Annotated in this window: 17 protein-coding genes and 2 tRNA genes; 12 read left to right on the top strand and 7 right to left on the bottom strand. The window is 50.8% G+C overall.

Annotated features, from left to right (window positions below; all coding sequences use genetic code 11):
- Positions 1 to 16: 16 nt before the first annotated feature.
- Both FOC66_RS04870 and FOC66_RS04865 read left to right on the top strand, forming a co-directional pair.
- Positions 17 to 664: a nuclease-related domain-containing protein gene (locus FOC66_RS04870; RefSeq protein ID WP_003747212.1), complete on the top strand. Its 648-nt coding sequence runs from the start codon at positions 17 to 19 to the stop codon at positions 662 to 664.
- Between the two features lie 85 nt (positions 665 to 749).
- Positions 750 to 1,286: an NUDIX hydrolase gene (locus FOC66_RS04865; protein WP_003747210.1), complete on the top strand. Its 537-nt coding sequence runs from the start codon at positions 750 to 752 to the stop codon at positions 1,284 to 1,286.
- Positions 1,287 to 1,415: 129 nt separating this feature from the next.
- Here FOC66_RS04865 and FOC66_RS04860 read toward each other — a convergent pair whose 3' ends face one another.
- Positions 1,416 to 2,054: an alpha/beta hydrolase gene (locus FOC66_RS04860; protein ID WP_003747207.1), complete on the bottom strand. Its 639-nt coding sequence runs from the start codon at positions 2,052 to 2,054 to the stop codon at positions 1,416 to 1,418.
- 41 nt (positions 2,055 to 2,095) lie between these two features.
- Positions 2,096 to 2,890, bottom strand: coding sequence for a polyamine aminopropyltransferase (locus FOC66_RS04855; protein WP_003747205.1), 795 nt, complete (start codon positions 2,888 to 2,890; stop codon positions 2,096 to 2,098).
- 216 nt (positions 2,891 to 3,106) lie between these two features.
- Here FOC66_RS04855 and FOC66_RS04850 point away from each other — a divergent pair.
- From FOC66_RS04850 to FOC66_RS04825, 6 genes are all read left to right on the top strand, one after another.
- Positions 3,107 to 3,182 (top strand) — tRNA-Thr (locus FOC66_RS04850).
- A gap of 36 nt (positions 3,183 to 3,218) precedes the next feature.
- Positions 3,219 to 3,294, top strand: a tRNA-Thr gene (locus FOC66_RS04845).
- 128 nt (positions 3,295 to 3,422) lie between these two features.
- Positions 3,423 to 4,214: a 3-methyl-2-oxobutanoate hydroxymethyltransferase gene (gene panB / locus FOC66_RS04840; RefSeq protein ID WP_003747202.1), complete on the top strand. Its 792-nt coding sequence runs from the start codon at positions 3,423 to 3,425 to the stop codon at positions 4,212 to 4,214.
- A 119-nt stretch (positions 4,215 to 4,333) separates the two neighbouring features.
- Positions 4,334 to 5,170 (top strand): pantoate--beta-alanine ligase, encoded by an 837-nt coding sequence (gene panC, locus FOC66_RS04835; protein WP_003747200.1) that lies wholly within the window; start codon positions 4,334 to 4,336, stop codon positions 5,168 to 5,170.
- Between the two features lie 88 nt (positions 5,171 to 5,258).
- Positions 5,259 to 7,859: a DNA mismatch repair protein MutS gene (mutS, locus tag FOC66_RS04830; RefSeq protein ID WP_003747197.1), complete on the top strand. Its 2,601-nt coding sequence runs from the start codon at positions 5,259 to 5,261 to the stop codon at positions 7,857 to 7,859.
- 37 nt (positions 7,860 to 7,896) lie between these two features.
- Positions 7,897 to 8,748 (top strand): DUF5672 family protein, encoded by an 852-nt coding sequence (locus FOC66_RS04825; protein ID WP_003747195.1) that lies wholly within the window; start codon positions 7,897 to 7,899, stop codon positions 8,746 to 8,748.
- A gap of 44 nt (positions 8,749 to 8,792) precedes the next feature.
- On the opposite strand, the gene FOC66_RS04820 is transcribed toward FOC66_RS04825, so the two are convergent.
- Complete coding sequence (locus tag FOC66_RS04820) at positions 8,793 to 9,629, bottom strand: DUF4198 domain-containing protein (protein WP_003747194.1); 837 nt, start codon at positions 9,627 to 9,629, stop codon at positions 8,793 to 8,795.
- A gap of 387 nt (positions 9,630 to 10,016) precedes the next feature.
- On the opposite strand from FOC66_RS04820, the gene FOC66_RS04815 reads away from it, so the two are divergent.
- The 3 genes from FOC66_RS04815 (at position 10,017) to FOC66_RS04805 (ending at position 13,049) form a co-directional block, all read left to right on the top strand.
- Positions 10,017 to 11,066: a sulfate ABC transporter substrate-binding protein gene (locus tag FOC66_RS04815; protein WP_172884833.1), complete on the top strand. Its 1,050-nt coding sequence runs from the start codon at positions 10,017 to 10,019 to the stop codon at positions 11,064 to 11,066.
- 77 nt (positions 11,067 to 11,143) lie between these two features.
- Positions 11,144 to 12,202 carry a DNA polymerase IV gene (gene dinB / locus FOC66_RS04810; protein ID WP_003747190.1) on the top strand — a complete coding sequence of 353 codons (1,059 nt, stop codon included), beginning with the start codon at positions 11,144 to 11,146 and terminating at the stop codon, positions 12,200 to 12,202.
- 115 nt (positions 12,203 to 12,317) lie between these two features.
- Positions 12,318 to 13,049 (top strand): phosphoadenylyl-sulfate reductase, encoded by a 732-nt coding sequence (locus FOC66_RS04805; protein ID WP_003747188.1) that lies wholly within the window; start codon positions 12,318 to 12,320, stop codon positions 13,047 to 13,049.
- Between the two features lie 59 nt (positions 13,050 to 13,108).
- Here FOC66_RS04805 and recB read toward each other — a convergent pair whose 3' ends face one another.
- The 4 genes from recB to FOC66_RS04785 all read right to left on the bottom strand — a co-directional run bounded on the left by recB (position 13,109) and on the right by FOC66_RS04785 (position 23,712).
- A complete protein-coding gene (gene recB, locus FOC66_RS04800; protein WP_172884819.1) occupies positions 13,109 to 16,765 on the bottom strand; it encodes an exodeoxyribonuclease V subunit beta in 3,657 nt (1,218 codons plus the stop codon).
- Between the two features lie 145 nt (positions 16,766 to 16,910).
- Positions 16,911 to 20,669 (bottom strand): hemagglutinin repeat-containing protein, encoded by a 3,759-nt coding sequence (locus FOC66_RS04795; RefSeq protein WP_003747182.1) that lies wholly within the window; start codon positions 20,667 to 20,669, stop codon positions 16,911 to 16,913.
- 255 nt (positions 20,670 to 20,924) lie between these two features.
- Positions 20,925 to 22,592, bottom strand: coding sequence for a ShlB/FhaC/HecB family hemolysin secretion/activation protein (locus tag FOC66_RS04790; protein WP_003747178.1), 1,668 nt, complete (start codon positions 22,590 to 22,592; stop codon positions 20,925 to 20,927).
- Positions 22,593 to 22,803: 211 nt separating this feature from the next.
- A complete protein-coding gene (locus FOC66_RS04785) occupies positions 22,804 to 23,712 on the bottom strand; it encodes a Dyp-type peroxidase (protein WP_003747177.1) in 909 nt (302 codons plus the stop codon).
- Between the two features lie 103 nt (positions 23,713 to 23,815).
- On the opposite strand from FOC66_RS04785, the gene FOC66_RS04780 reads away from it, so the two are divergent.
- Complete coding sequence (locus FOC66_RS04780; RefSeq protein ID WP_036493718.1) at positions 23,816 to 24,904, top strand: metallophosphoesterase; 1,089 nt, start codon at positions 23,816 to 23,818, stop codon at positions 24,902 to 24,904.
- The last annotated feature ends 9 nt before the right edge of the window (positions 24,905 to 24,913 follow it).

Below are 24,913 nucleotides of genomic sequence, written 5' to 3'. Positions count from 1 at the left end.
TAAAAAAGAAAACGTCATGATTGAACAAATATTGGGAAGTATGTCAGGTTTATTTTGGATTTTTCTAATCATTATTCCTTTGCTTTTATTCAAAGCACTGTTGAGAAATCCTAAAATAAAGGGAAGCATGGGGGAAATAGCAGTTCGTTCTGTAATTGGAAAAAATTTAGATGAGAAAACTTATTTTGAGTTTCACGATTTAATTATTCCATCTCGAGATGGTACGACACAAATTGATCATATTTATGTCTCAATTTTTGGGATATTTGTGATAGAAACTAAAAATTACACAGGTTGGATTTTTGGTAGTGAAAAGCAATCTAAATGGACGCAAATCATCTATAAACAGAAACATTATTTCCAAAACCCGTTGCGTCAGAATTATGCTCATATCAAAGCATTGTCAGAACTATTGCAATTTCCTGATGAGAAGTTTCATTCAATGGTAGTTTTCTTAGGTGATTGTGAGTTGAAATCGAAAATGCCACCAAATGTTTGCCGTATTAGGCAGGCGGCGGCTTATATTAAGAATTTTCAGACGGCCTTATTGCTTCCTCATGAGGTAGAGGCAATAGTTGCTGTATTGTCTTCAAGTGACTACCAAGCAAATAGTGAAAAGCTGCGAACACATACGGAGCGTTTGCAACAACGACATCAGCGGTAACTATTAGAAAAGGCATCCTCTGAGTTTATTTCTGTAAAATTTCAGACGGCCTTTGATATTTAATAATTTGGAAATGAGGTAAAAAATGGATTTGAAAGAAACTAAATTAAGCAGCGAGCCAATCTACGAAGGTTCTTTTGTTACCATCAGCCGCGATCGGGTGCGCCTGCCTAACGGCAACGAAAGCCAACGGGTTGTGATCCGTCATCCGGGTGCTGCGTGTGTATTGGCGGAAACGGAAGACGGTAAAGTTGTTTTGGTGCGCCAATGGCGTTATGCCGCCGATCAGGCGACGTTGGAATTGCCGGCGGGTAAATTGGATGTGGCGGATGAAGATCCTGCCGAATGCGCTTTGCGTGAGTTGGCGGAAGAAACGCCATATGTCGCCGACAGTGTCAAACTGTTGTACACCTTTTACACCGCAGTCGGTTTTTGCGATGAAAAAATGTATCTCTACCAAGCGCAAGGCGTGCGTTTGGGCAGCGAGTTAAGCAACGATGAGGATGAAATTACAGAAACCGTCCTGATGAGCAAGGAAGAGGTGCGCAATGCATTGGCAAACGATGAAATCAAAGATGGTAAGACTTTGATTGGTTTGCAGTATTGGTTGACTCAGAATTGATATGTTAAGCAGAAAATCCTTGATGGATTTCTGAATACTTGAGCCTGATATTTAGATAATAAGGTTTCATACAAACAAGGCCGTCTGAAAAAGCTTTCAGACGGCCTTGTTTTATTTTGCAGCCGGATTTTAACCTAATAAAGCCGGTGCAAACCGTGTAATCGTATCGCGCAAAACGATGAGTTTGCCGTGGAAGAAGTGGGACGAACCGGCAATGGTTACAACAGGCAGGCCTTGTGGTTCTGCCCATGTCAGGGCTTTGTTGATTTCGACGACTTCGTCTTCTGCGCCATGAATCATCAATGTTTTGGCGACATCGGGAACGTTGGATGGTTCCGGGCGGTCGGTGTAGTGATGGACGGCGGCGCCCATCAGCAACAGTAAATCAGGCGTGCGCGCTTGTGCGGCAAAGGTGGAAACGTAGCCGCCGAATGAGAAACCGGCTAGGACGAATTGCGGCGCGTCAGGATGTTGCGCACGGGCGTAGTCTATAACGGCAATGCAGTCTTGCGTTTCGCCGCGGCCGTAGTCGTGCTCGCCTTCGCTATTGCCTACGCCGCGCAAATTGGGCAGGTAGCAATGGAAGCCGAGTTGGCTGAGGGCTTTGGCGGCGGTTTGGATGACTTTGTTGGTGTTGGTGCCGCCTTGCAGGGGATTGGGGTGGTTGATGACGGCAACGCCGCGGGCGGATTCTTGTGTGCTTGGCAGGTAGATGGTTTCCAGCAAACCGGCCGGACCGGGGATTTGAATGATGTCGGGTTTGAGCATGAGTGTGTCCTTGTTTGTTTTTTTAGACGGCCTGAAACGGTTTATAGATAAAAATTCTTGCCGTTGTTTTGATTGTTGGCTTTCAAATTGGCAAGCATCCGTTTGAAGTCCAAGCCGTATTTTTCGCTTAATTTTTCGGCGCGTTTTTTCAGGTTGTCGAGATTTTGTTCTTTAGGGTTACTTTGGAACGCCATGACTGCAACGTTGCCGTGGCTTTCGGCAGGCAGCTCGAGCACGCGGCCGTCAAAGGAGTTGAGCAGGCGTTCGACAAAGCGTTGATAACGCTGGTCACCGCTCCACCAGTTGGTGACAAATACGCCGTCGGGGGAGAGGGCATTGCGGCAGTCTTGGAAGAAGGGCTCTTCCACCAAAGCATCGATAATCTGTTCGCCGTCAAAACCATCTACCAAAATTACATCGGTATTGTGGCGGAACACTTTAATATATTCTGCGCCATCTGCCTCGATAATTTCAAAATTTTCACCTTCGTGCGGCAATTCAAACAGGCTGCGCGCCACGGCGATGACTTGCGGATTGATGTCAATGGCGGTTTGCTTGGTATCGGGCAGGTAGCTGTCTATCCAACGGGCAAACGAGCCGCCGCCCAAGCCGATTTGGGTGATGTGTTTGGGCGGGGTTTCTGCAAACAGCAGCCAACCCATCATGGCGCGGCTGTACGACAACACCAGCTCGGACGGATGATCGACATTCATGGAGCTTTGGATGGTGTCGCTGCCCAAGTGCAGGGAACGGATATTGCCTTCTTCGGAAATGCCGACTTCGGGCAGATGGGATTTGGCAGGGCGCAGGCGGCGGTAAGGATGGCGGGGCGGCATGGGCAAAGATGGAAAGATGTAGAAGGCGTTATTTTAACAGAAACCATGATGTTTTGCGCTGGGGCGGTTTTCAGACGGCCTTTTTGCGTGTTGGATGGAAAGATAAGGTGTGTATTTAATTTTCTTTAAAATCATTGGTTTTTATAATTTCGTGAGTAACTTTGTTTGAAAATGCTTGCCAAGATGGGAACTTATCGGCATAATGCCGACTTCCTTGCCGGTATAGCTCAGTTGGTAGAGCACCTGACTTGTAATCAGGGGGTCCCGAGTTCGACTCTTGGTGCCGGCACCAGTTAAAGACTGATGGTGCTGCAAGGCATTTCAGTAAGCCGGTATAGCTCAGTTGGTAGAGCACCTGACTTGTAATCAGGGGGTCCCGAGTTCGACTCTTGGTGCCGGCACCAATTAAAAGCCCGATTGTGAAAGCAGTCGGGCTTTTTGCTTATGCTTTGATATTTTAAAAGCAGACCTTATAATACCGCGTTTCCATTACAACAAAGGGCTGCCCGTCGGGCGGAACACACAAAACACCATGATTACCGTAAACACTTTGCAAAAAATGAAAGCAGAGGGCGAGAAAATCGCTATGCTGACCGCTTATGAATCCAGCTTTGCCGCGCTGATGGACAATGCCGGCGTGGATGTATTGCTGGTCGGCGATTCTTTGGGTATGGCGGTGCAAGGTCGTCAGTCCACTTTGCCGGTGAGCTTGCAGGATATGTGCTACCACACTGAATGTGTGGCTCGCGGCACTAAAAATGCCATGATTGTCAGCGACTTGCCGTTTGGCGCGTATCAGCAGAGCAAAGAGCAGGCATTTGCAGCAGCGGCAGAGTTGATGGCGGCCGGTGCGCATATGGTCAAGCTCGAAGGCGGTGTCTGGATGGCGGAGACCACTGAATTTCTGCAAATGCGCGGTATTCCTGTTTGCGCCCACATCGGCCTGACCCCGCAATCCGTGTTTGCATTCGGCGGCTATAAAGTTCAAGGCCGAGGCGACAAGGCGGAAGCGTTGCTCAACGACGCTAAAGCGCATGATGCGGCAGGTGCGGCAATCGTATTGATGGAATGCGTTCCTGCAGAGTTGGCGAAAAAAGTAACCGAGACAGTTTCTTGCCCGACCATCGGTATTGGCGCAGGCGTGGATTGCGACGGTCAGGTTTTGGTGATGCACGATATGCTCGGCATTTTCCCCGGTAAAACCGCAAAATTCGTGAAAAACTTTATGCAGGGCAAAGACAGCGTTCAAGCTGCGGTCAAAGCCTATGTGAATGAAGTCAAAGCAAAAACGTTCCCATCTGTCGAACATACGTTTGCCGGATAAAATAAACTCCAGGCCGTCTGAAACTTATTTCAGACGGCCTTTTTGATGAATAAAAGCGTATAATCGGCGCGTGATTTCCGTTGATGAAACGGCGGAAAAGATAAAGGATTTTTCAAACCATGCAAATTATTCATACGATTAAAGAATTGCGCGAGTGGCGCAAAACTGCCGGAAAAGTGGCATTTGTACCGACCATGGGCAATCTGCACGAAGGCCATCTTGCGCTGGTGCGCGAAGCGAAAAAACGTGCCGATAACGTTGTGGTCAGTATTTTTGTCAACCGCCTGCAATTCGGACAAGGCGAGGATTTCGACAAATATCCGCGTACTTTGCAGCAAGATGCCGACAAATTGGCAGGCGAGGGCGTTGCCGTCGTGTTTGCGCCTGATGAAAAAGAGCTGTATCCGAATGTGGAACAGCGTTTCAATGTCGAGCCTCCGCACCTGCAAAATGAATTGTGCGGCAAATTCCGTCCGGGCCATTTCCGCGGCGTTGCGACCGTTGTGACCAAGTTGTTCAACATTGTTCAACCCGATACCGCCTGTTTCGGCAAAAAAGACTATCAGCAGCTGGCGATTATCAAAGGCTTTGTCGAAGACTTGAATTTCAATATCGAAATCGTCCCGGTCGATACCGGCCGCGCTTCAGACGGCCTGGCACTTTCCAGCCGCAACCAATATTTGAGCGAAGCAGAGCGTGCAGAAGCGCCCCGCCTCTATCAAGAGTTGCAAAACATTGCCACCGCCTTGAAAAACGGCAATCTGGATTACGCCCAACTCGAGGCCGAATGTATCCGCCGTTTGACCGACGCCGGCTGGGTGGTTGATTACGTTGAAATCCGCCATGCACACAGCTTGGCAGTAGCTCATGTCGGCGATAAAGAATTGGTGGTGCTTGCCGCCGCCCGTTTGGGTACCACGCGCCTGATTGATAATTTGGAAGTGGCTTTGGCTTAAAACCAAGCTGCTGTTAAAGGCCGTCTGAAACCTGTTTTTCAGACGGCCTTTTGTTACAATAACGCTTTTGCATTTCTAAGGCTTTTCCATGTCCAAACCCACCGTTTCCCCGATGATGCAGCAGTATCTCGCCATCAAATCGCAACACGCCGACAAGCTGGTGTTTTACCGTATGGGCGACTTCTACGAGTTGTTTTTGGATGATGCGGTGGAAGCGGCGAAGCTGCTGGACATCACCCTGACCACGCGCGGGCAGATGGACGGCGTGCCGATTAAGATGGCGGGCGTGCCGTTTCACGCGGCGGAGCAGTATCTGGCGCGACTGGTAAAGATGGGCAAAAGCGTGGCGGTGTGCGAGCAGGTGGGCGAAGTCGGTGCGGGCAAAGGGCCGGTGGAGCGCAAAGTCGTGCGCATCGTAACGCCCGGCACGCTGACCGACGCGGCGTTTTTGGAAGACAAGGAAACCAACCGCATTGTGGCGGTAAATGCAGACAAGAAAAACGTTGCCATTGCATGGGCTTCTTTGCAAAGCGGCGAATTCAAAACCAAGCTGACGACGGCGGACAAACTCGCCGACGAGCTGGCGCGTTTGCAGGCGGCGGAAATCCTGTTGCCCGAAGGCAAAAGCCTGCCTGACGGTTTTCAGGCAACCTCTGCCAACATCACGCGCCTGAACTCATGGCAGTTTGCCGCCGACGCCGGCGCGAAATTGTTGACCGAATACTTCGGCTGCCAAGACCTGCACGGCTTCGGTTTGGACGGCAAAGAACACGAAGCCGCCGTCGGCGCGGCGGGCGCGTTGTTGAACTACATCCGCCTGACGCAAAACCTGATGCCGCAACACCTCGACGGCATTTCGCTCGAAACCGACAGCCAATATATCGGCATGGACGCCGCCACGCGCCGCAATCTCGAAATCACGCAAACCCTCTCCGGCAAAAAATCGCCGACCCTGTTTTCCATACTCGACGGCTGCGCCACCCACATGGGCAGCCGCCTCTTGGCACTCTGGCTGCACCACCCCTTACGCAGCCGCGCCCACATCCGCGCCCGCCAAGAAGCCGTTGCCGCGCTGGGTTCGCAATACGAAACCCTGCAAGGCCGTCTGAAAAACATCGCGGACATCGAACGCATCGCCGCCCGCATCGCCGTCGGCAACGCCCGCCCGCGCGACCTCGCCGCCCTGCGCGACAGCCTGTTTGCCCTGTCCGAAATCGAACTGTCCGCCGAGGGCAACAGTCTCTTAGAAACCCTCAAAGCCGTTTTCCCCGAAACCCTGCCCGTCGCCGAAACCCTCAAAGCCGCCGTGATGCCCGAACCCGCCGTCTGGCTCAAAGACGGCGGCGTCATCAACCAAGGCTATTGCGCAGAACTCGACGAGTTACGCCACATCCAAAACCACGGCGACGAATTCCTGCTCGACCTCGAAGCGCGCGAACGCGAACTCACCGGCCTTTCCACCCTCAAAGTCGAGTTCAACCGCGTCCACGGCTTCTACATCGAGCTATCCAAAGTCCAGGCCGAACAAGCCCCCGCCGACTACCAACGCCGCCAGACCCTCAAAAACGCCGAACGCTTCATCACCCCCGAACTCAAAACCTTCGAAGACAAAGTCCTGACCGCGCAAGAGCAGGCATTGGCATTGGAGAAACGCCTGTTTGAAGCCCTGCTCAAAGACATTCAGACGACCCTTCCACAGCTTCAAAAAGCAGCAAAAGCCGCCGCTGCGCTGGACGTACTCTCCACCTTCGCCGCCACCGCCGCCGAACGCGGCTTCGTTTGTCCTGAGTTCGCCGACTACCCCATTATCCATATCGAAAACGGCCGCCATCCCGTCGTCGAGCAACAAGTGCGCCACTTCACCGCCAACCACACCCGCCTCGACCACAAACACCGCCTCATGCTCCTGACCGGCCCCAACATGGGCGGCAAATCCACCTACATGCGCCAAGTCGCCCACATCGTCCTCATGGCGCACACCGGCAGCTTCGTCCCTGCCGATTCAGCTCAAATCGGCCCCATCGACCAAATCTTCACCCGTATCGGCGCCTCCGACGACCTCGCCTCCAACCGCTCTACCTTCATGGTCGAAATGAGCGAAACCGCCTACATCCTCCACCACGCCACCGACCAATCCCTCGTCCTCATGGACGAAGTCGGTCGCGGCACCTCCACCTTTGACGGCCTCGCCCTTGCGCACGCCATCGCCGAACACCTGCTGCAAAAAAACAAATCCTTCAGCCTCTTTGCCACCCACTATTTCGAGCTGACCCGCCTGCCTGAAGCCCACGCAACGGCAGTCAATATGCACCTCTCCGCGCTCGAACAAGGACAAGACATCGTCTTCCTCCACCACATCGAACCCGGCCCCGCCAGCAAAAGCTACGGTATCGCCGTCGCCAAACTCGCCGGCCTGCCCAACCGTGCTTTGAAAGCGGCTCAAAAGCATTTAAACGATTTGGAAAACCAAGCCGCCGCCAACCGTCCGCAGTTGGATATTTTCAGCGCCATGCCGTCTGAAAATAGGGAAGATGAGGAAGGGAAAGCACAAGAAGTTGAGCCTATTGATAATTTGCAGACCAATGAATTGGCCGAAGCGTTGGCGCAAATCCAGCCCGACAACCTCACGCCGCGCGAAGCCTTGGATGCCTTGTACCGTTTGAAAGAAATCTGCAACAAGGTGTCGTAAACAAGGCAAAGGCCGTCTGAAACAGGGGAAACATATAATGAGTTTTGCTGACATTACCGTGGTGGGTATTACCGGCGCAGATTCTTATACCGAGGGCACGATGTACGCCGTTGCCCGCAGTTGCGCCGAATTGCCCGGAAGCAGCGGATTGCTGATCAGCCCGAGCCGTCCGCAAGGTTTGCCGGAAAATATCCTGCATCAGCCTTGCCGGCCATTCGGTTATCTGGAATACAATCTGTTTGTTTTGTACCAACTGATGTATTACATCGAAACCGATTATTGTTTGATTGTTCAAAATGACGGCTGGGTGTTGAACGGTCAAAACTGGCAGGATGCCTATCGGGAATATGACTACATCGGCGCACCTTTGCCGATTTTGTTGGAAACCGAAGCCGACGGGCAGTTTTTCCTGAAGGGGACCGACCAATATTTGGCCAAACAGCATCTGATTCAGACTTCCCCGAATTTGGACGAGCCGCAGAACGGCGGTTTCAGCCTGCGCAGCAAGCGGCTTTTAACCATGCCTCGGCAACTGGGCCTAAATGTAGAAATCCGGCCGCCTTTGCCGCCGAAAGACGGGAAAATGGCCGGTATGGAATGGCTGGTGCGGCTGCACCACGAGGATATGTTTTTGACGGCGCAACACCGTTATAGATTGCAGGACTTGGGTCTGAAATTCGCGCCTCCGAATATTGCGACACAATTTTCTTCAGAAGTACCGTTTATCAATCGAATGAGGAATGTCCCTTTAGAGCGCGTCTTTGGGGCGCACTGGACGGGCAGTGTGGCTTTGACCGGCTGCAACCGTGTCCGTTTTGCCCAATTAAATGGTGATGAGTTGGAAACATTATCCCGTTTTTTTAGAAATTTGGGTTATGAATTAGAATAAATAAAGGCCGTCTGAAAGTTCAGACGGCCTTTTTTTAATGGTTGTTAATGTTGATGATGGTGGGCATGGCGTGCAGCCGCGCGTTTGGTACCGACAGGCACAATCAGCGTTGCGTAAGTATTGTCTTTCTGACATACGCTTTTATCGCTGTAATCGGTCTCGTTCACCACTTTGATTTTCCACAAACCGTCAATCAGCGTAATCACATTGACCACGCCGTTTTTATCGGTTTTGCCGGAGAAGCCTTGAGGCTCGCGGTGGTCATGGGTTGATTCCAAGTCCATTTCGGCCAAAGTGTCGGAGCTGGCGGTAACAGTGGCTTTAACCAAAGGCTCGCCTTTGTACAGGACTTTGACCGGCAAAATACCGCCGGCTTTGACTGCGTTCGGATTTTTCAGCGGAACCAGTTCCAGCTCTTGGCCGATAGGGCGGGTCAATACCGCTTCATCGACTGCGCCGTTGCCCACGTGGACGAAACTCTTGCCGAACATTTGCGATTGTTCGCAATAGGTGGCACCGGCCAGCTGTTTCAAGGTTTGCTGTTTCCAGCCGTCTTGGTTTTTCGACCAGAAAGTCGGTTTGTAGGTTGCGCTGACCCAGTAGGAGCCTGCGGGCAGGGCGGCTTTGGAAACGTATTGATAGTTTTCGCCCTTATTCACCAAATCAACGGTTTTCTTTGAGCTGTCGGTCAATTGCAGCGGTTTGAAAATATGCACGCGGTCGTCGGCGATTTTTTCGACATTGGGGAAGTCGTGGCTGTAACCCAAATCCGCATGCAGGATTTTACCGGCAGGCTGATGTGCCGGTGCGGCCACCCAAACATCGTGCGCCTGCGCCGCTGCGCCCAATCCCAGCAATCCTAAAAGCATCCACTGTTTCATAGTTTCTACACTCCATTTTGTTGTTGAATGAAAGGCCTTGTATTTTGGCGAGTAGAAACATTACTCTTATTTGCATTTTTTGTAAATAATAAGAACTATATTTTTTAATTATAAATAATTATTTATATTGGGTTTTCAGACGGCCTGACGTATTGGGTAATGCTGTTTGCAACGTATGTTTATCCTGTATAAATAGCAACTTTAATCTTTATCTAATTAATTTATATATAGTTTATTGTGATGTTTATCTGGGTGGGCATTTTTTCCCGATTTCCGCCCGGATTGTATATAACCAAAACTGATAAACGTGAAAGCAAACATTATTTCCAGTTTGCATCCAATCCCGATAAAGTGCTCCCATATTTTTAACAGGAGCCGACCATGAATATCCGTACGCTTTCTTTTGCCGCATTGACCGCCGCGCTGGCTTTGAGCGCGTGCTCGCCAAAAGCCGAACAATCCGCCGACAATGCTTCTCAAGCTGCCGGAGGTAAGGGGGGCGAAGTCAAATTGCTGAATGTTTCCTACGATGTCGCCCGCGATTTTTATAAAGAATACAATCCGTTATTTGTCAAAGAGTTTGCCGCAAAAAACGGCGGACAGACGGTTGAAGTCCAACAGTCGCACGGCGGCTCCAGCAAGCAGGCTTTGGCTGTCGCCAACGGTTTGGCTGCTGATGTAGTGACCATGAACCAGACTTCCGATATCGAGCTTTTGGTGAAAAAAGGCCTGATTAAAGACGATTGGAACACGCGCCTGCCGGACAATGCCGTGCCTTATACCAGCAACGTCGTTTTCTTGGTACGCAAAGGTAATCCGAAACACATCCAAGACTGGGGCGATTTGGCTAAAGACGGCGTGCAAATCGTTTTGGCCAATCCGAAAACCACTGGTAACGGCCGCTACGCCTTTTTAGGTGCGTACGGCTACGGCTTGAAAGTCAACAACGGCGATGAAGGCAAAACCAAAGACTTTGTGGCCGCATTGTTGAAAAACACGCCTGTGTTTGAAAACGGCGGCCGCGCGGCAACGACGACCTTCAGCCAACGCCATATCGGAGATGTCTTGGTTACCTTTGAAAATGAGGCCAACTACGTCAGCAAAAAGCTGACCCAAGACCAATTTGAAATCGTCTATCCAAGCTACACCATTCTTTCCGAAGCGCCGGTTGCCGTCGTGGACAGTGTGGTCGACAAAAAAGGCACACGAGCCGCTGCCGAAGCCTATCTGCAAAACCTCTGGAGTGAACCGGCTCAAGAGTTGGCCGCCAATCTTTACCTGCGTCCGCGCAATGCCGAAGTATTGGCGAAACACAAAGCCGATTTCCCCGATATTGAAACCTTTAATCCGAATGAGAAGTTCGGCGCTTGGTCGGACATCATGAAAAAATTCTTTGCCGACGGCGGATTGTTTGATCAGCTTTCCGGTAAAAAATAAGGTTTGAACATAGAGGCCGTCTGAAATTTCAGACGGCCTTTTGTTACAATAAGCCTTTTCCTTATCCACCTTTTCCCATGTCCCAACGCAAAATCATCCATATCGATATGGACGCATTCTACGCCTCGGTAGAACTGCGCGAGCAGCCGCACTTGAAAGGGCTGCCCGTCGTTGTGGCGTGGGACGGTACGCGGTCGGTCATTTGTGCCGCTTCTTATGAAGCGCGCAAATTCGGTTTGCACTCGGCCATGTCGGTAGCGACGGCGAAAAGGCTGTGTCCGCAGGCGGTGTTTGTACCGCCGCATTTCGATTTGTACCGCCAAGTGTCGGCGCAGATTCATGCCGTGTTTCGGCGTTATACCGATTTGATCGAGCCTTTGTCTTTGGACGAAGCTTATTTGGATGTTACTCAAAATTTTAAAAATATCCCGTACGCCAGCGAGGTGGCCAAACGCATTCGCGCCGAAATTTTTGAAGAAACCGGTTTGACTGCTTCCGCAGGCATCGCGCCCAATAAGTTTTTGGCTAAAATCGCGTCCGACTGGCGCAAGCCAAACGGACAGTTTGTGCTGCCGCCGCCCAAAATCATGGCGTTTTTGGAGAGCCTGCCGTTGGGTAAGATTCCCGGTGTCGGCAAAGTTACGCTGAAAAAGATGAACGCCCTCGGTATGCAGACTGCCGGCGATTTGCGCCGTTTTGAGCGCGGCGAACTTTTAAACCATTTCGGCCGCTACGGCTACCGCCTTTATGATTTGGCACGCGGTATCGACGAGCGGCCGGTCAAAGCCGAACGCGAACGCCTGCAAATCTCAACCGAAATCACTTTGCCCGAAGATTTGTCTCTGGCGCAGGCTTCAAGCCATTTGCCGCACCTTGCCGAAGATCTCTGGCGACAAATCGAACGCAAAAACGTCGAAGCCAAAGGCGTTACCCTCAAACTCAAAACCCACGATTTCCGCATTATCACGCGTTCGCTGACGTATTCTTCCGTCCTTCCCGACAGTGCCTCGCTGCTTCAGGCGGCGCATACTTTGCTGCAACGCATACCGCCGCAACGCGAAGACGCCTTCCGCCTGATCGGCATCGGCGTGAGTCATTTGCTGCCGAAAAACCAGCAGCAGACGCTTTGGTTATAAAGAAATAGAAAAGCATTCTTTCCGTTTGAAGATAGGGCGCAGGACAATATCGTTCCATAACCATATCGACAGCCGTTTCAACAGGCCGTCTGAAAATTATTAGGAACAACCAGCCATGTCTTTATTCCGTCCTCAATTTTGGAAAATTCCCGAAACCAATGATGCCGAACGCCGCCGCCTGCCTGAGTTGGTGGCTGCTTTGGAGCGCCGTTTGCAAGACATTGCCGCGCGCTATCCGCAAGCCGTGTTCGCATCCAGCCTTGCGGTTGAAGATATGGTTATTACCGATGCCGTTTGCCGTCTTAAACTGCCCATCCGCATCATTACGCTCAATACGGGCAAACTCAATCCCGAAACCGCCGCGCTGATTGCCGAAACCAATGCGCGTTATCAAACCGAATTGGAAGTGTTTTATCCCAACCGGCAAACCGCCGATGAATTTGAAGCTGAATTCGGCACGACCGCCATGTACGACAGCGTCGAGTTGCGCCGCCGTTGCTGCCATATCCGCAAAATCGAACCGCTCAACCGCGCTTTGCACAACGCCCCCGCATGGCTGACCGGACAACGCCGCAGCCAGTCCGAAACGCGCAGCGAATTGAATTTTGAAGAGCAGGATACAGGCCGCAACATCGCCAAATTCAATCCTATTTTCGATTGGGAAGAGCAGGATGTTTGGGCATATGCGCACGAGCACCAAGTTCCGCTCAATGCGCTGTATCATCAGGGCTATCCCAGCATCGGGTGCGAACCCTGCACGCGTCCGGTCAAGCTGGGCGAAAATATCCGCGCCGGACGATGGTGGTGGGAAAGCAAAGACAGTAAGGAATGCGGTTTGCACAAATAATCAAAGGCCGTCTGAAAACGTTTCAGACGGCCTTTTTGACGGCTTAACAAGCTGATTTATCAAGCATTTGTTTTTCGCTCGACAAAAGTGGAAAGCAGGGCGGTATCGATGTCCCATTTCCAAATGCCTCGATCCGAGCCGTCCATGCCGCGCAGGAAGAGGTAGCGGATGGTGATTTTGGGCAAGGGCTTGCCGCGCAGGGCATAGTAGCGCGCGATGGCAACGGCGTAGATCAGGGCTTGCAGGTAGTAGTGATGATGTGCCACGGCTTCGTTCATCGCCTGTTGCGTGTACGCGCTTGCATCGTTGCCCAAATGGTTGGATTTGTAGTCGATTAAAACGACATGGCCGTCTGAATCTTGGCAAACCATATCGATAAAGCCGTTCAAATAGCCTTGTAAATCATGGAAATCAAGCAGTTGCGCGGCTTGGACGCATTCGGGTGGCAGGTTTGCTTCGCTTGAGGCAAACCAACGGCGTAAGTCGTCCAGTTTGAAATCGTCCATGTACAGGGTGAACCCCATTTCGGGCAGGCGTCGGCTCGGCGGAATCTGCGACAGGCTCTCGCCGATTAAAGGCGTCAGGCGGCAGGTGTCGAGCATGGTACTTACCGTCGGCAGCCATTTGTCTTCAAAGCTGTGGCGTTGTAAAACTTCGGCAATCATTTCGGATTGGCTCTCGGCAGAGGCGGCGAAGTCGAGTTTTTCCAGCATTTCATGCAAACATACGCCGGCATTGGTGCCGCGGGGGAAATGATGGATATCGAGGCCGTCTGAAAGCGGGGACGGCAGGTTTTCAGACGGCATGGCACGGTCTGCACTTTCTGCCGGGTCGATGGCAGGTTGCAAAGGCTCGTGTTGCTCGTCGCTTGACTTGGTGTGCCGGCTCAAACCGGTAAAGCTGGTGTGGCGGATAAAGTCAAAATTGCGGCGTTTAATGCTCTGTGCATTCAAAGCTTGGTCTTGTTGGCGGCTGTATTGATAGATGGTTTCTGGCGGGGCTTCTTCCGTAAAGGTGAATTCCGTATTTTCGGGTGCATTTTTGATAAAGCGTTGCCAGTTGGTTTTGAGCATTTCTACAACATCTGTCGCGCTTTGATAGCTTTGGCTGACGCTTTCGCGGCCGGCCTCTGGCAAACCTTCGAGCAGATAGGCAAAAGGATTGTTCGGCGTACAGTTTTTGTTGGCGGCAGCGTAGATGTTGAGCTGTTCTTCGGCGCGGGTAAGGGCGACATAAAGCAGGCGTAAATCTTCCGCCGTCTTTTCGTCGGCCAGATGGCTTAGTTCCGCTTCCGAGGTTTGCGATTTGGCCAGCAGCTCGGTTTCGTGGTTGTCCGTATGTAGGATTTTCCAGTTTTCTTTGGAATTGTCTTTGGTATCCCACGCGAAGGGGCAGTAAACCAAAGGGTATTGCAAACCTTTCGACGCGTGCATGGTAACGATTTTGACCAATTTTTCGTCGCTTTCAAGACGGATGGTTTGCGCGTCTGACGGGAAATGGCCGCTGCGCGCGCGGCTGATTTGTTCGTTTAACCATTTATGCAGGGCGGCAGGGTTGCGGCTTTGGCTGTCTTCTTCGGCCAAAAGCTCCAAAATTTGGTAGTAGTTGGTCAGGCTGCGTTCGTTGCCGCCCTTGAGCAGGCGTGTTTCGATGTCATGTCGGGCGGCAAACTGCTGCACGGCGGCAAAAATGCCGCCTTTCCGCCATTTTTCCATGGCCTCGGCTGACGACTCCAGCCATTTCAGCAGCTGATGTTCGTTGTGGTTGAGTTCGTAAATCTCTTTGGCGGTATAGCCGAACAAAACGCCGGTCAAGACAAAGCGCAGCCAGTCGGTCTGCCTTGGGTTGAGCCAAAAGCCGATCAGCGCGGACAGCGAGTCTGCCTCGGCGGAATCGAAAACGGACTGGCGCGACAGCAACACGCTTTGGATACGGCGCTGTTTCAGTTTACCGGCAATCATCGCCGCTTCGTTGTTGGTACGCACCAAGACGGCAATGTCGCCGGATTCCAACGCGCGGCCTTTGAAATTCAGACGGCCTTCGGCTGCTTCATTGAGCGCAAAGGCAATTTCATCGGCGCAATATTCGGCGGCTCGGCTGCGCAAAATCTCTTTGCCGGTTTGATCGTCCGTATTGAGCCAGCGCACTTGGATGGCGGGGCGGTGTGGCGACAGCCGGCTTTCGGCGCGGCTGGCGGAGACCTCGCTGTAATCGATGTTTTCCAACACGAAGGGGTGTTTTTTTTGTTTGAACAAGGCGCTGATGCCGTTGATCAGCTTGGCATGGCTGCGGTAGTTGACGGCGAGGGTGTAATGCCTGTCCGCATCTTGCGCGGCTTGCAGATAGGCGTAAATGTCCGCACCGCGAAAGCTGTAAATCGCCTGTTTGGGGTCGCCAACGAGAAACAGCGGGCAGCCTTGTTCGATAAAAATTTGGCGGAAAATTTCGTACTGCAATGGGTCGGTATCTTGGAATTCGTCAATCAGCGCGATTTCCCAGTTTGCCGCCGCCGCTTTTGCCAATGCGTTGCCGTGTTCATTGGTGGTCAATGCCTGATGGACGTCCAGCAGCAAATCGTCAAACACGCGCTCGCGGCGTGATTTTTTTTGTTCGGCAATAGATTGGTTGATGTAGGAAAGGAGGTCGAGTTGCAGGCAGATAAAGACCGCTTCTTCCGCGCTTTCCATTGCCTGCAAATCACGACCGAGATTGGCCAAGGCTTGCAGCTGAATAATTTCCGGAGCATCGGCATCGGCTTTATATTCTTTTTTCAGTTTGCTGTTGAGTGTGTCGACACTGAAATGGTTTAATTTTTCCAGCGTTTTTTTGTTCAGGCGGGGCAGACGGTTGGATTCGGCGTTTGTTTTTAAATCGGCAAAAACATTTTCAAAGGTATTTCTTTTGTAGGTCTGGCCGTTCAGTTTGGGAAAAATTGCCCAAAACGCTTTTTCCAAGTCTTCCAACTGGACGCAAATTTTTTGCCATGTTTCTTGAAGCTTGGCTTGAGCTTCTTGCAAATCGCCTTCAGGCCGTCTGAATTTCAGATAGGGGCGGCCGGTGTAGCTTTTAATTTCGGCAAGCATTTCTTCGGGCGTGCATTTCCGGTCAAAAACCAATTGTGCCAATGTGGCATCGGTTGCCACTTTCTGCCGCCAAAAGTCTTGCGCAGGAATCAGCAGCCTCTCGCGCGAGTCGTCCGACAGCTCGACATCCAAAGGCGCGCCGCACAAAAACGCGTAATCGCGCAAGACGCGCTGACAGAAGCCGTGGATGGTGTAAATCGAGGCGTTGTCAAACTGGCTCAGTGCTGCTTTGAGGCGGAGAATCAGGCGATGGCAGCTTTCCTGTCCGTCTTGCTCGCCTAAAGCCAAAGGAATCAAGCGATTGAGAAAGTCATCGGGGGATTTTTTCTCTTTTTCGTAATATTTGTTCAGGCCGTCTGAAATATGTTCCGGCTTGCCGTCCAAGGTTTGGATTTCGTTCAAAACCTGCAACACTTCGTCCAAACGCGCGCGCAAACGGGTTTTCAGTTCTGCCGTTGCCGCTTTGGTAAAGGTAACGACCAGAATTTTCTCGATGTCTTTTTTTTCTAAAACAATCAGTCGGGTAAAGAGCGCGGCAATGCCGTAGGTTTTACCCGTACCGGCGGAGGCTTCGATGAGGTTGGTGCCGTCGATGGAAAGGGTGAGCGCGTCAAAAGGAAGGGCGGAAGACATGGTTGGAACGGAATAATATTAGCGAGGCATTATCATAACAGAGATAGTGTGTGGTTTTGCATCAATGATAAAAATGCCGTCTGAAAACTTTCTGTTTTCAGACGGCATGTCTTAATGGCTATTCAAATGACTTCAATAGCGCATCTTAGTAACGCAAACGGCGTTTGGCGTAGCTTGGTTGGCGAGGACGATAGGTATAACGGTTCGCCGCAGAAGCTTTAGTGTTGTCATAGTAGTGCACAACATTATTACCGTTGATGGCCGTATTGTTGACGCTCAAACCGGTTGGAGAGCCGGTAGTAATAACGACATTGTCGCTTTGGATGACATTTGCCGTATTGGTTACGTTGGCGTCGTTTTTACCTTTGGCGTTGATGCCGCCGTTTGGTTTGCCTGAAGCGTAGCTGCCGTTGACATTGACGGTCAGATTTTTTTCGTTAACGCTGCTGATCGCGCCGGAAGTATTGACTTTGTTGCCTTCTACTTCAACGGAGTTGTTGGATACCAAGTTGGTACCGTGCAGGTTGACGTCGCCGTTGTTGGCATTGATTTTAATATCGTTGCCGGCCGCTACATTCGCGCCTGTGGCGGTAGAAGAAGCGTTATCGGTTTTGTTGACGCCGACAGAGCCGTTGACGTGAGGAACGGCAACACCGGTTTCAACATTGATTGTCGCACCAGCGCCGATACCGACATTAACGGCTGTACCTTGGTTGGAGGCAGTATTGGCTGACTCGGTGAAGGTTACGCCGTTGCCTGCGGTAATGTTGACGTTGTTGTTGGCAGTAATGTTGGATGCGATTTCAGCAGAGTCTTTGGCGTTGATGACAACATTGGTCGCATTCATATCGCCTTTGACGGCGGTAGATTCTTTTTTGTTTTCATCAGCGTAGTTGACGTTCAGGTTGGCATTCACATCAACGTTTGAACCGTCTTTGGTGTATGCGCCGACAGTCAAAGACGCGCCGCCTTGTTTGCTGCTGCTGTTGCTGGTGTTGTGGGCGGCAGTGTTGTGGTATGAACCTGCGTCAATGTTGATCGCACCGGTCACATCGTATTTTGTACCTTCATCAGACACTTTGTCATTTGCCAAAACGATGGCATTGCCTGCGTTGATGGTGGTGACGGTTGCAGTGGATTCATTGTGGGTCGAAGAATTGCCTTGACCTTGTGCAGTGATTTCACCGCCGATGCCTTTGTTGGTGCTGATGCCGGCAGAAACGACCAAACCGCCGCCGTTTTGTTTCACATCGGATTTCGCACCGCTGTGTGCCGCTGCATGGGTAACGTTTTTGGCAGACTCAATCACATTGCCGGTCGCATTAATCACGGTACCTTCTTGATTAATATTGCCGTTGGCAGTGATGGTGGTGTTGCCGCCGGTGTTGATGTTGGATACATGAGATGTGTCCGTTACGGTTGTTGCATCCGTTTTGGTGCTGGTAATGCCGACAGATACGCCGACGCCTGCGGCGTTATTTTTTCCGTATGCGGTGGCAGATACGCCCAAATCGGTTACGCGGCCGGATTCGGTCACTGTGCTGCTGCCTTTGGAGGCAACAACATTGACGTCATTGGCTGCGGAAATGTTAACGGATTCTTCGCCGTTGACTTGGCTGCCGCTGACGGTAACGTTTGAGTTGGAAGACAACTGGGTGTTTTTACCGGTCAAAATGCTGCCGCTCAGGCCGACAGAATGGGTGTCGGTGTGGGTATCGGTGAATTTGATACCGGCTTTGGCAGTCACGCTGCCGTTTTCTTTATTGGTTTCGGTACCCGAGTAGCCTTTGATGGAATACTCGTTGACCTGTTTGTTTTCTACCGCTTTGGCGGCATCGATGGTCAAATCGCCTGCGGAAGCCAGTTGCAGTTTTTGTGCCGCAAACAATGCAGAGCCGATCACATTGATGTCTTTGTTGGAAACAACGGTCAGGTCGGCATTGGAAACCAGGGTAGAACCGGTTACTTTTTCAATGCTGCTGTTGCTGCTGGTTTTGGAGGTCGTGATATTGAAAATCGTACCTTTACGCGCGCTTTGTGCGGAAGTATCGGTGCTGGTGGCGTTTTTAATATCAACATTGCCTGCTTTGGAGCTGACGAATGTACCGGCTTGGCCTTCAACGGTACTGCCGTAAACGTTGACGCCGTTTTTTGCACCCAAGACTACGTTTGAGTTGGCAGTAATGCTGCTGCCGTGCAGGTTTTCGGTACGGTTGTTTTGAACTTGGCTTTCACCGCCGAACAGGCCGCCCCAGTATTTTTTCTGGTCGTCAAGGCTGTTGGTGTTGATGGTGGTTTGCGTACCCAAGTTGATGTTGTTGACATCGGTAACGACATTGCCGTTTGCCGCGATGCTTGCGCCGTAAGTGCTCAAATCGCCTTCGGAAATCAAACCGATATCACCGGCTGCGGAAATTTTGGTTTGATGGGCGGTAGAGTTTTTGGAAGATTTGGTAGCGATACCGGTTTTCAGCGCGGCAGTTTCGTTTTTGAAGCTGACATAAGTCGAGCTGCTGTCGGTTTCGCTGTTGCTGCTCAATACGATTCCTTGTTGGGCGGCAATGCGAGCATCAGCAGCCGAGTTCAGTTCGGTAGCATCCAATTGAACTTTGCCGGTGGTGGCAATATTGACAGAACCGGCATTGATTTTGGTTTGATGCAGGCTTTCGTCAGCAGAAGAGCTCAGGTTGTTGTTGTACCAAAGGCCTTTGCTTTGAGTATGGTCGGATTCTATGCGGTTGGTTGTTTTTACCGCGTTAGAATTGATGTTGCCTGTGGCAGATGCGGTCAGCGCACCGGCATTGATGTTGGCTGCGCTAAGGTTGAGGCTGCCGCTGTTGTTCAGAGTCAATGACTCGGATGCATTGATATTGCTGGCGGTAAAGTTTTCCGTTTTGTTGCGGTTTGAACGGAAGTGCTGAACATTTTGCGCTTCTTTGCCGCTGGAAGATTTATTAGCGGAATGGCTGGTAACCGTGCCTTTGATGTCGGTATCGCGGGCAAATAATTCCATTTGTGCGCTGGTCAGATTGGCGGACTGGATGCTCAGGTTGCCTTTGCTGTCGATATTCAGGTAGCGGGTGCCGGTAATGGCGGCGTTTTGAATGTTTTGTTTGGCGCGTTTGTCGGTCGCGTGGATGCGGATGGTACCGGCGCGCATACTGCCGAAGATATGGCCGTCAAGAACCGGCGCATTTGAAGCTGCGTCCAAGGCTTCGATTTGTGCGGTTTTGTAGTCGAAGTTGCTTTTGCCTGAAGAAACGTTGATGGCGTCGGCGGCATTGACGTTGGCTGATTTGCCGACCACAACTTGTGGCGCGAGCAGGTCAACTACGCGGTTGCCGCTCAAATTACCGTTTACTTGCAGTTGTTTGCCATTGTCGCTGATATTGAAAGATTTCAACGTGCCGTCTGAAACGGTTGGCGTACCGACAACCAAGGATGCGCGGTTGGCATTCAGGATGCTGCCGCCGTTGTGGGTAATGCCGTTAGGGTTTGCCAAAACATAGTCTGCGGCAATACCGAAGATCTCTTGCTGACCCAAGATCAGGGAAGGGTTTTTGCTGACTACTTCGTTCAAGATCACAGATGCGGCCTGACCTTGGAAGTTTTTGTTGGCAGACAGGTTTCCGGCCAGTTGGGATTTACCGGCAGACAGGGCGTTATTCAAAACGGCACCGTGTTGGGAAACGTTGTACTTGTTGTATTGGTTGTGAGAAAGACCTTGGGCCGTCGGTGCGGCAATGTTGACGATGTCGACATTGTTTTGCTGCTGTACCGAAGTTTGGCCGATGGCTTCGATATTGGCGGCTACCGCTGCATTTCCCAGGAATGCAAAGCACACGGCGACAGTCACTTTGCCGGAAGCTGAGAGCTTAGGCTGATATAAAGTGTCGATTTTCATGGATTTTAATCCTTATTTATCGTGATGGAGAGTGAATCAGAAATCCCATATCGGGTATCGGATTTCTGTTGAGAAAACTTTTGAATGTATTAACATTGGTATGGAAATTTTTACAATCATACCACCAGTATGACCTTGTGTGCACTATTTCAAATGCAAATAAAATCCGCTCATCCTATTGATATTAATGGGAAATTAATAACGCTAAGATGAGCGGTTTATATATTGGATAAAAGGATATATATTTACATAATTTTAAAATGGAATGCGTAAAGAAACGGTTACATGATCCTGTTTTTCGCTGTTTGATTGGTTGGGCATGCGCGCAAAACCTTTGCCGTAGTCGGCAGAAAGCTGCCATTTGTCCGCCTTGCCCAAATTCAAACCTGCCACTAAGCCCATGGCGCGTTGCGAACCTTCGTGATGATTTTTGGCAACGCCGATGTCTGCGCCCAGATAAGGTTCGATATAGATGCCGTGAGGCGTATTACGGCGGAAATAAACGGTATTGCTCAACAGGACTGCGCTGCTTGCGCTCAAAGAAGTCGAACGGAAACCGCGTACATTTTGATAACCGACGATGTCCATTTCTTTGGCGGCAAACAAATCATGCGGGCTATATTGGGCATCGATTTGGTGATGGTTGCGCACGATCCATTTGCCCAATGGGCGGTTTTGAATCAAATTGCTTTGCAAGGATACAGAGGTATAGTGTTTGTCGAACGGTGTGTGTTCGGTATTTTTCGCAAACCCTTGTTCCACGCCGATATTGTTGAGCCAAATGCCGTTTGGCAGGATGGCCGTGTGCGACAGGCCGACTTGTGCCGAATAGATTTCCGGACTTTGCAATTCCAGTTTGCTGTCGGCAAATTTTGCAGTCTGTTTCACATAATCGATACCGGCATAGGCGGAGGTAATGTGTTTTTGACTGCGTGAGAATACGCGGTCTGCTTTGATTCCTGCCGCTTTGGATTTGGAGCGGTAAGCATAGCGCGTTACGCTGGGCGTTAGGATGCTTTGCGATTGCGACGCGGCAGCGTAAGTGCTGAATGTCCATGCGCCATAAGGAACTTGGTAGAACAGGCTGCCGCCGCGACTGTAATGGCTGTCGTGGTTGTTTAGATTGGTGTAGCCGTTTAGATAAAGGGAGTCGCTCAATCCCAACGGGCTGCCGATATTCAGGCTGCCGCGCAGTGTCGTGGTATTGGGTTTGCTGCCTTTATTGTCGAAGGTGATGCTGCCGCCCCAATGTTTTTCGGCATCGTTGTTGAGTTGGATGGAGGCGGTGCCGTCATCATGCGGATAAACATCGATGCTGACGTTGTTGCCGGCAACATGGTTTGCCTGTTCGATACCTTGGTCGAGGTATTGGATGTTCAGCGGTTTGCCTTGATGATTGGGGAAGAGGGTGTCGACGTTGACTGTACGGGAGCCGCCGGTAATCTCACGGATTTTGCCTTCGATGACGGCCAATTTCAAAACACGCGCGGGCGTGGTTTCAAATTTGATTTGCGTGTGCGGATAGCCTTGAGCGATATACTCGGCAACGATGTCTCGGTTCAGTTGGTTGATGTTGTTTTGATTGATGCATTTGGGGAGCTTGGCTTCAATCTTTTTGGAATCGATGAGCGTAATGCCGGAAAGTTCGATACCGGTGTAATCCAAGCATTCGGTATTGTTTTCAGACGGCCCTTCTTGTGCAACCGCGTCGTTATCTTGTTTTTTCTGTAAATCCCATGCCGACTGCTCGCGTTTTTGGATTTCGACCGAATGAATCTGGTCGAGGTTATCGCGGAAGTCTTTGTCGAATTGGTTGGATACGTTTTTATCGATTTGATCAGGCGGATTTGGCGTATTGGCCGCATAGGCGTTCAGAGCGGAGAGAATCAATACGGGCAGGGGAAGGAGGCGGGGTTTATACATGGTGTCGTAATTTTATAGGGATAATGATCGGGTTTATTTTATCGAAAATAGCTGTCTGGGGCGTATCGGTTTTTATCGTTGTCTGCAATCAGGGTTTATGAAGCAATAATGGAATCAATTTCTATGATGATACCATAAAAATATTAATGGGATTTAAATAACAAAAACCTGCCTTTGAAAAGGCAGGTTTTTTCAGACGGCCTTTGAGCCGTTAAAGATTTTGCAAACGCTCGACAGAAGGCGCGTAATAGTAGGCGCCTGATACGGCTTTAGACAAATATTTCAGCAGTAAGTCGGTTTTACCATCTGCATCGCCGAACATATTGAGCAGTTGGATTTCAATATTGTGCAGCGTGTTGCAATAGGAAGTGAACATCAAACCATGTTCGCCGCTGATTTTGCCGAAGGGCAAGCTGCGGCGGACGATTTTCAAACCAACGCCGTTTTCTTTGACATTGACGCGGCCGAGATGTGAGTCGGGCAGGCGCACGTCTTTGCTGAATTCGTCATTGGCTTCTTTGCTGCGGCCAACGCTGGCTTCTTGTTCGGCAGTAGGAACAGCATCCCATTTTTTCAAATCGTGCAGGTATTTTTGCAGCAAAACATAGCTGCCGCCGGCATCAGGCTTGCCTTCGGGAATAATGGCAACATTGCGTACATTGTCATCGCCCTGCGGATTTTCCGTGCCATCGACAAAACCGTCCAAGCCGCGGTCTTCATACAGGCGCAGGCCGTGTTCTTCAGTGGCTACGCGGATGCTGTCGCCGAATGCACTTAATACGGATTGTGCCAAGGCATAGGCGGCTTTTTGCTCGGTGGCTTGGATGTGGATATAGAGGTCGTGTTGGGTGGAAGGGGCGAGGCCGTTGCCCAATTCAGGGAAAGGTTTGATTTCGCTGCCTTCGTCAGTATGGCCGAACGATTGCCATGCGCGGCTGCCGAAGGCAATGGCCAAACCCAAAATATCATTTGGAAAACGGGTTTTCAGTTTGGCCAAGGATTCCAAAGAAAGGCGGCAGGCAGATTTGATGTCTTCGTTGCGGCCGTCTGAAATATCTGCTTCGATAAAAATACCGGCTTGTGCGTGATCAGGAATAATAGCTGATTGAGGGTGGCTCATGATGATTCCTTTCAAAATATTATGGGTTTTTACGTGGGGGATTATACACTGAAAGTTTCAGACGGCCTAAAATCTGCCTTTTGATTTTTTAGGGCGGAAAGGCATGTTTGGCAAGATGTTTTTTGTGAGCGTCATTCTGTTGCAAGTGTTTACATTCGGGCTTGGGCGTTCGCTGCAATGGCTGTTTGCGCCTTGGATCGGCAAAGTCGGCAGACGTTGGTTGATGGGTATTTCCTATTTCATTACAAACGGCTTGTTGGTCGGCTTGCTGCTGGAATTGGGACATATGATGTTCCGCGTGGTGGCGTTTTGGATGGTGATCTTGCTGTTTGTGATGTATGCCGCGTTGGCGACATTTATCCTGTATCTTTTGCTGCGCCGTTTTATGGCGCGCCAACCGCTTTCTCGAAGCCTGAGGCTGTTTGCGCCTTTGTTTGTGATCGGTTTGCTCGGTTTGGGGATGTATAACGCCTATACGCCCGTGATCCGCCATCAGACTGTATTCATCAATAAGAAGATGGATAAGCCGCTGCGTATCGGCGTGGCCAGCGATTTGCACTTGGGGATTTTGTTCGGCACGCGTCAATTGGACAAGCTGACCGACATTATGAAGCAGGAACAAGTCGACATGGTGTTGCTGCCGGGCGATTTGATGGACGATACCGTCGATGCGTACCTGAAAGAAAACATGAAACCGCATTTGCAGAAACTGACTGCGCCGATGGGCGTTTATGCCACTTTGGGCAATCATGATTGGTTCCGTGATCAGAAACGCATCAAACATGAATTGGAAGCGGCAGGTTTGACGGTTTTGGCCAATCAGGTTTTGGAAGTGAATGGTGTGTTGCTGGTGGGGCGGAGCGATGATTTGGATCACAAACGCCCCAGTGCGGAGCAGCTTTTAGAAGGTCAAAATACCCAATTACCGGTTTTACTGATGGACCACCGTCCTACTTCAATCGAAACCCATGCCCGGCTGCCGATTGATGTGCAGGTTTCCGGCCATGTCCACAACGGCCAAGTCGCACCCGCCAACCTTATCGTCCGTACGCTTTATCGTCTTGCTTACGGCTATGAGGCAATCGGTAACGGCCATTTCTTCACCACTTCGGGCTACGGCTTCTGGGGCATTCCCCTTCGTTTGGGTTCTCAATCAGAAGTGTGGGTGATTGACATCAAGTCAAAGCATTGAAATAGAAAT

Source organism: Neisseria mucosa (assembly GCF_013267835.1).
Lineage (GTDB): Bacteria > Pseudomonadota > Gammaproteobacteria > Burkholderiales > Neisseriaceae > Neisseria.
This window is presented reverse-complemented; position numbering and strand designations above follow the sequence as displayed.

Bases quoted from the DNA above. Each gene is read 5' to 3' on its own strand.
- FOC66_RS04805 (WP_003747188.1), top strand. From the start codon at position 12,318: ATGTCTTTATTCCGTCCTCAATTTTGGAAAATTCCCGAAACCAATGAT.
- panB (WP_003747202.1), top strand. From the start codon at position 3,423: ATGATTACCGTAAACACTTTGCAAAAAATGAAAGCAGAGGGCGAGAAA.
- dinB (WP_003747190.1), top strand. From the start codon at position 11,144: ATGTCCCAACGCAAAATCATCCATATCGATATGGACGCATTCTACGCC.
- FOC66_RS04870 (WP_003747212.1), top strand. From the start codon at position 17: ATGATTGAACAAATATTGGGAAGTATGTCAGGTTTATTTTGGATTTTT.
- panC (WP_003747200.1), top strand. From the start codon at position 4,334: ATGCAAATTATTCATACGATTAAAGAATTGCGCGAGTGGCGCAAAACT.
- FOC66_RS04825 (WP_003747195.1), top strand. From the start codon at position 7,897: ATGAGTTTTGCTGACATTACCGTGGTGGGTATTACCGGCGCAGATTCT.
- FOC66_RS04855 (WP_003747205.1), bottom strand. From the start codon at position 2,890: ATGCCGCCCCGCCATCCTTACCGCCGCCTGCGCCCTGCCAAATCCCAT.
- recB (WP_172884819.1), bottom strand. From the start codon at position 16,765: ATGTCTTCCGCCCTTCCTTTTGACGCGCTCACCCTTTCCATCGACGGC.
- FOC66_RS04780 (WP_036493718.1), top strand. From the start codon at position 23,816: ATGTTTGGCAAGATGTTTTTTGTGAGCGTCATTCTGTTGCAAGTGTTT.
- mutS (WP_003747197.1), top strand. From the start codon at position 5,259: ATGTCCAAACCCACCGTTTCCCCGATGATGCAGCAGTATCTCGCCATC.
- FOC66_RS04820 (WP_003747194.1), bottom strand. From the start codon at position 9,629: ATGAAACAGTGGATGCTTTTAGGATTGCTGGGATTGGGCGCAGCGGCG.
- FOC66_RS04785 (WP_003747177.1), bottom strand. From the start codon at position 23,712: ATGAGCCACCCTCAATCAGCTATTATTCCTGATCACGCACAAGCCGGT.
- FOC66_RS04790 (WP_003747178.1), bottom strand. From the start codon at position 22,592: ATGTATAAACCCCGCCTCCTTCCCCTGCCCGTATTGATTCTCTCCGCT.
- FOC66_RS04860 (WP_003747207.1), bottom strand. From the start codon at position 2,054: ATGCTCAAACCCGACATCATTCAAATCCCCGGTCCGGCCGGTTTGCTG.
- FOC66_RS04865 (WP_003747210.1), top strand. From the start codon at position 750: ATGGATTTGAAAGAAACTAAATTAAGCAGCGAGCCAATCTACGAAGGT.
- FOC66_RS04795 (WP_003747182.1), bottom strand. From the start codon at position 20,669: ATGAAAATCGACACTTTATATCAGCCTAAGCTCTCAGCTTCCGGCAAA.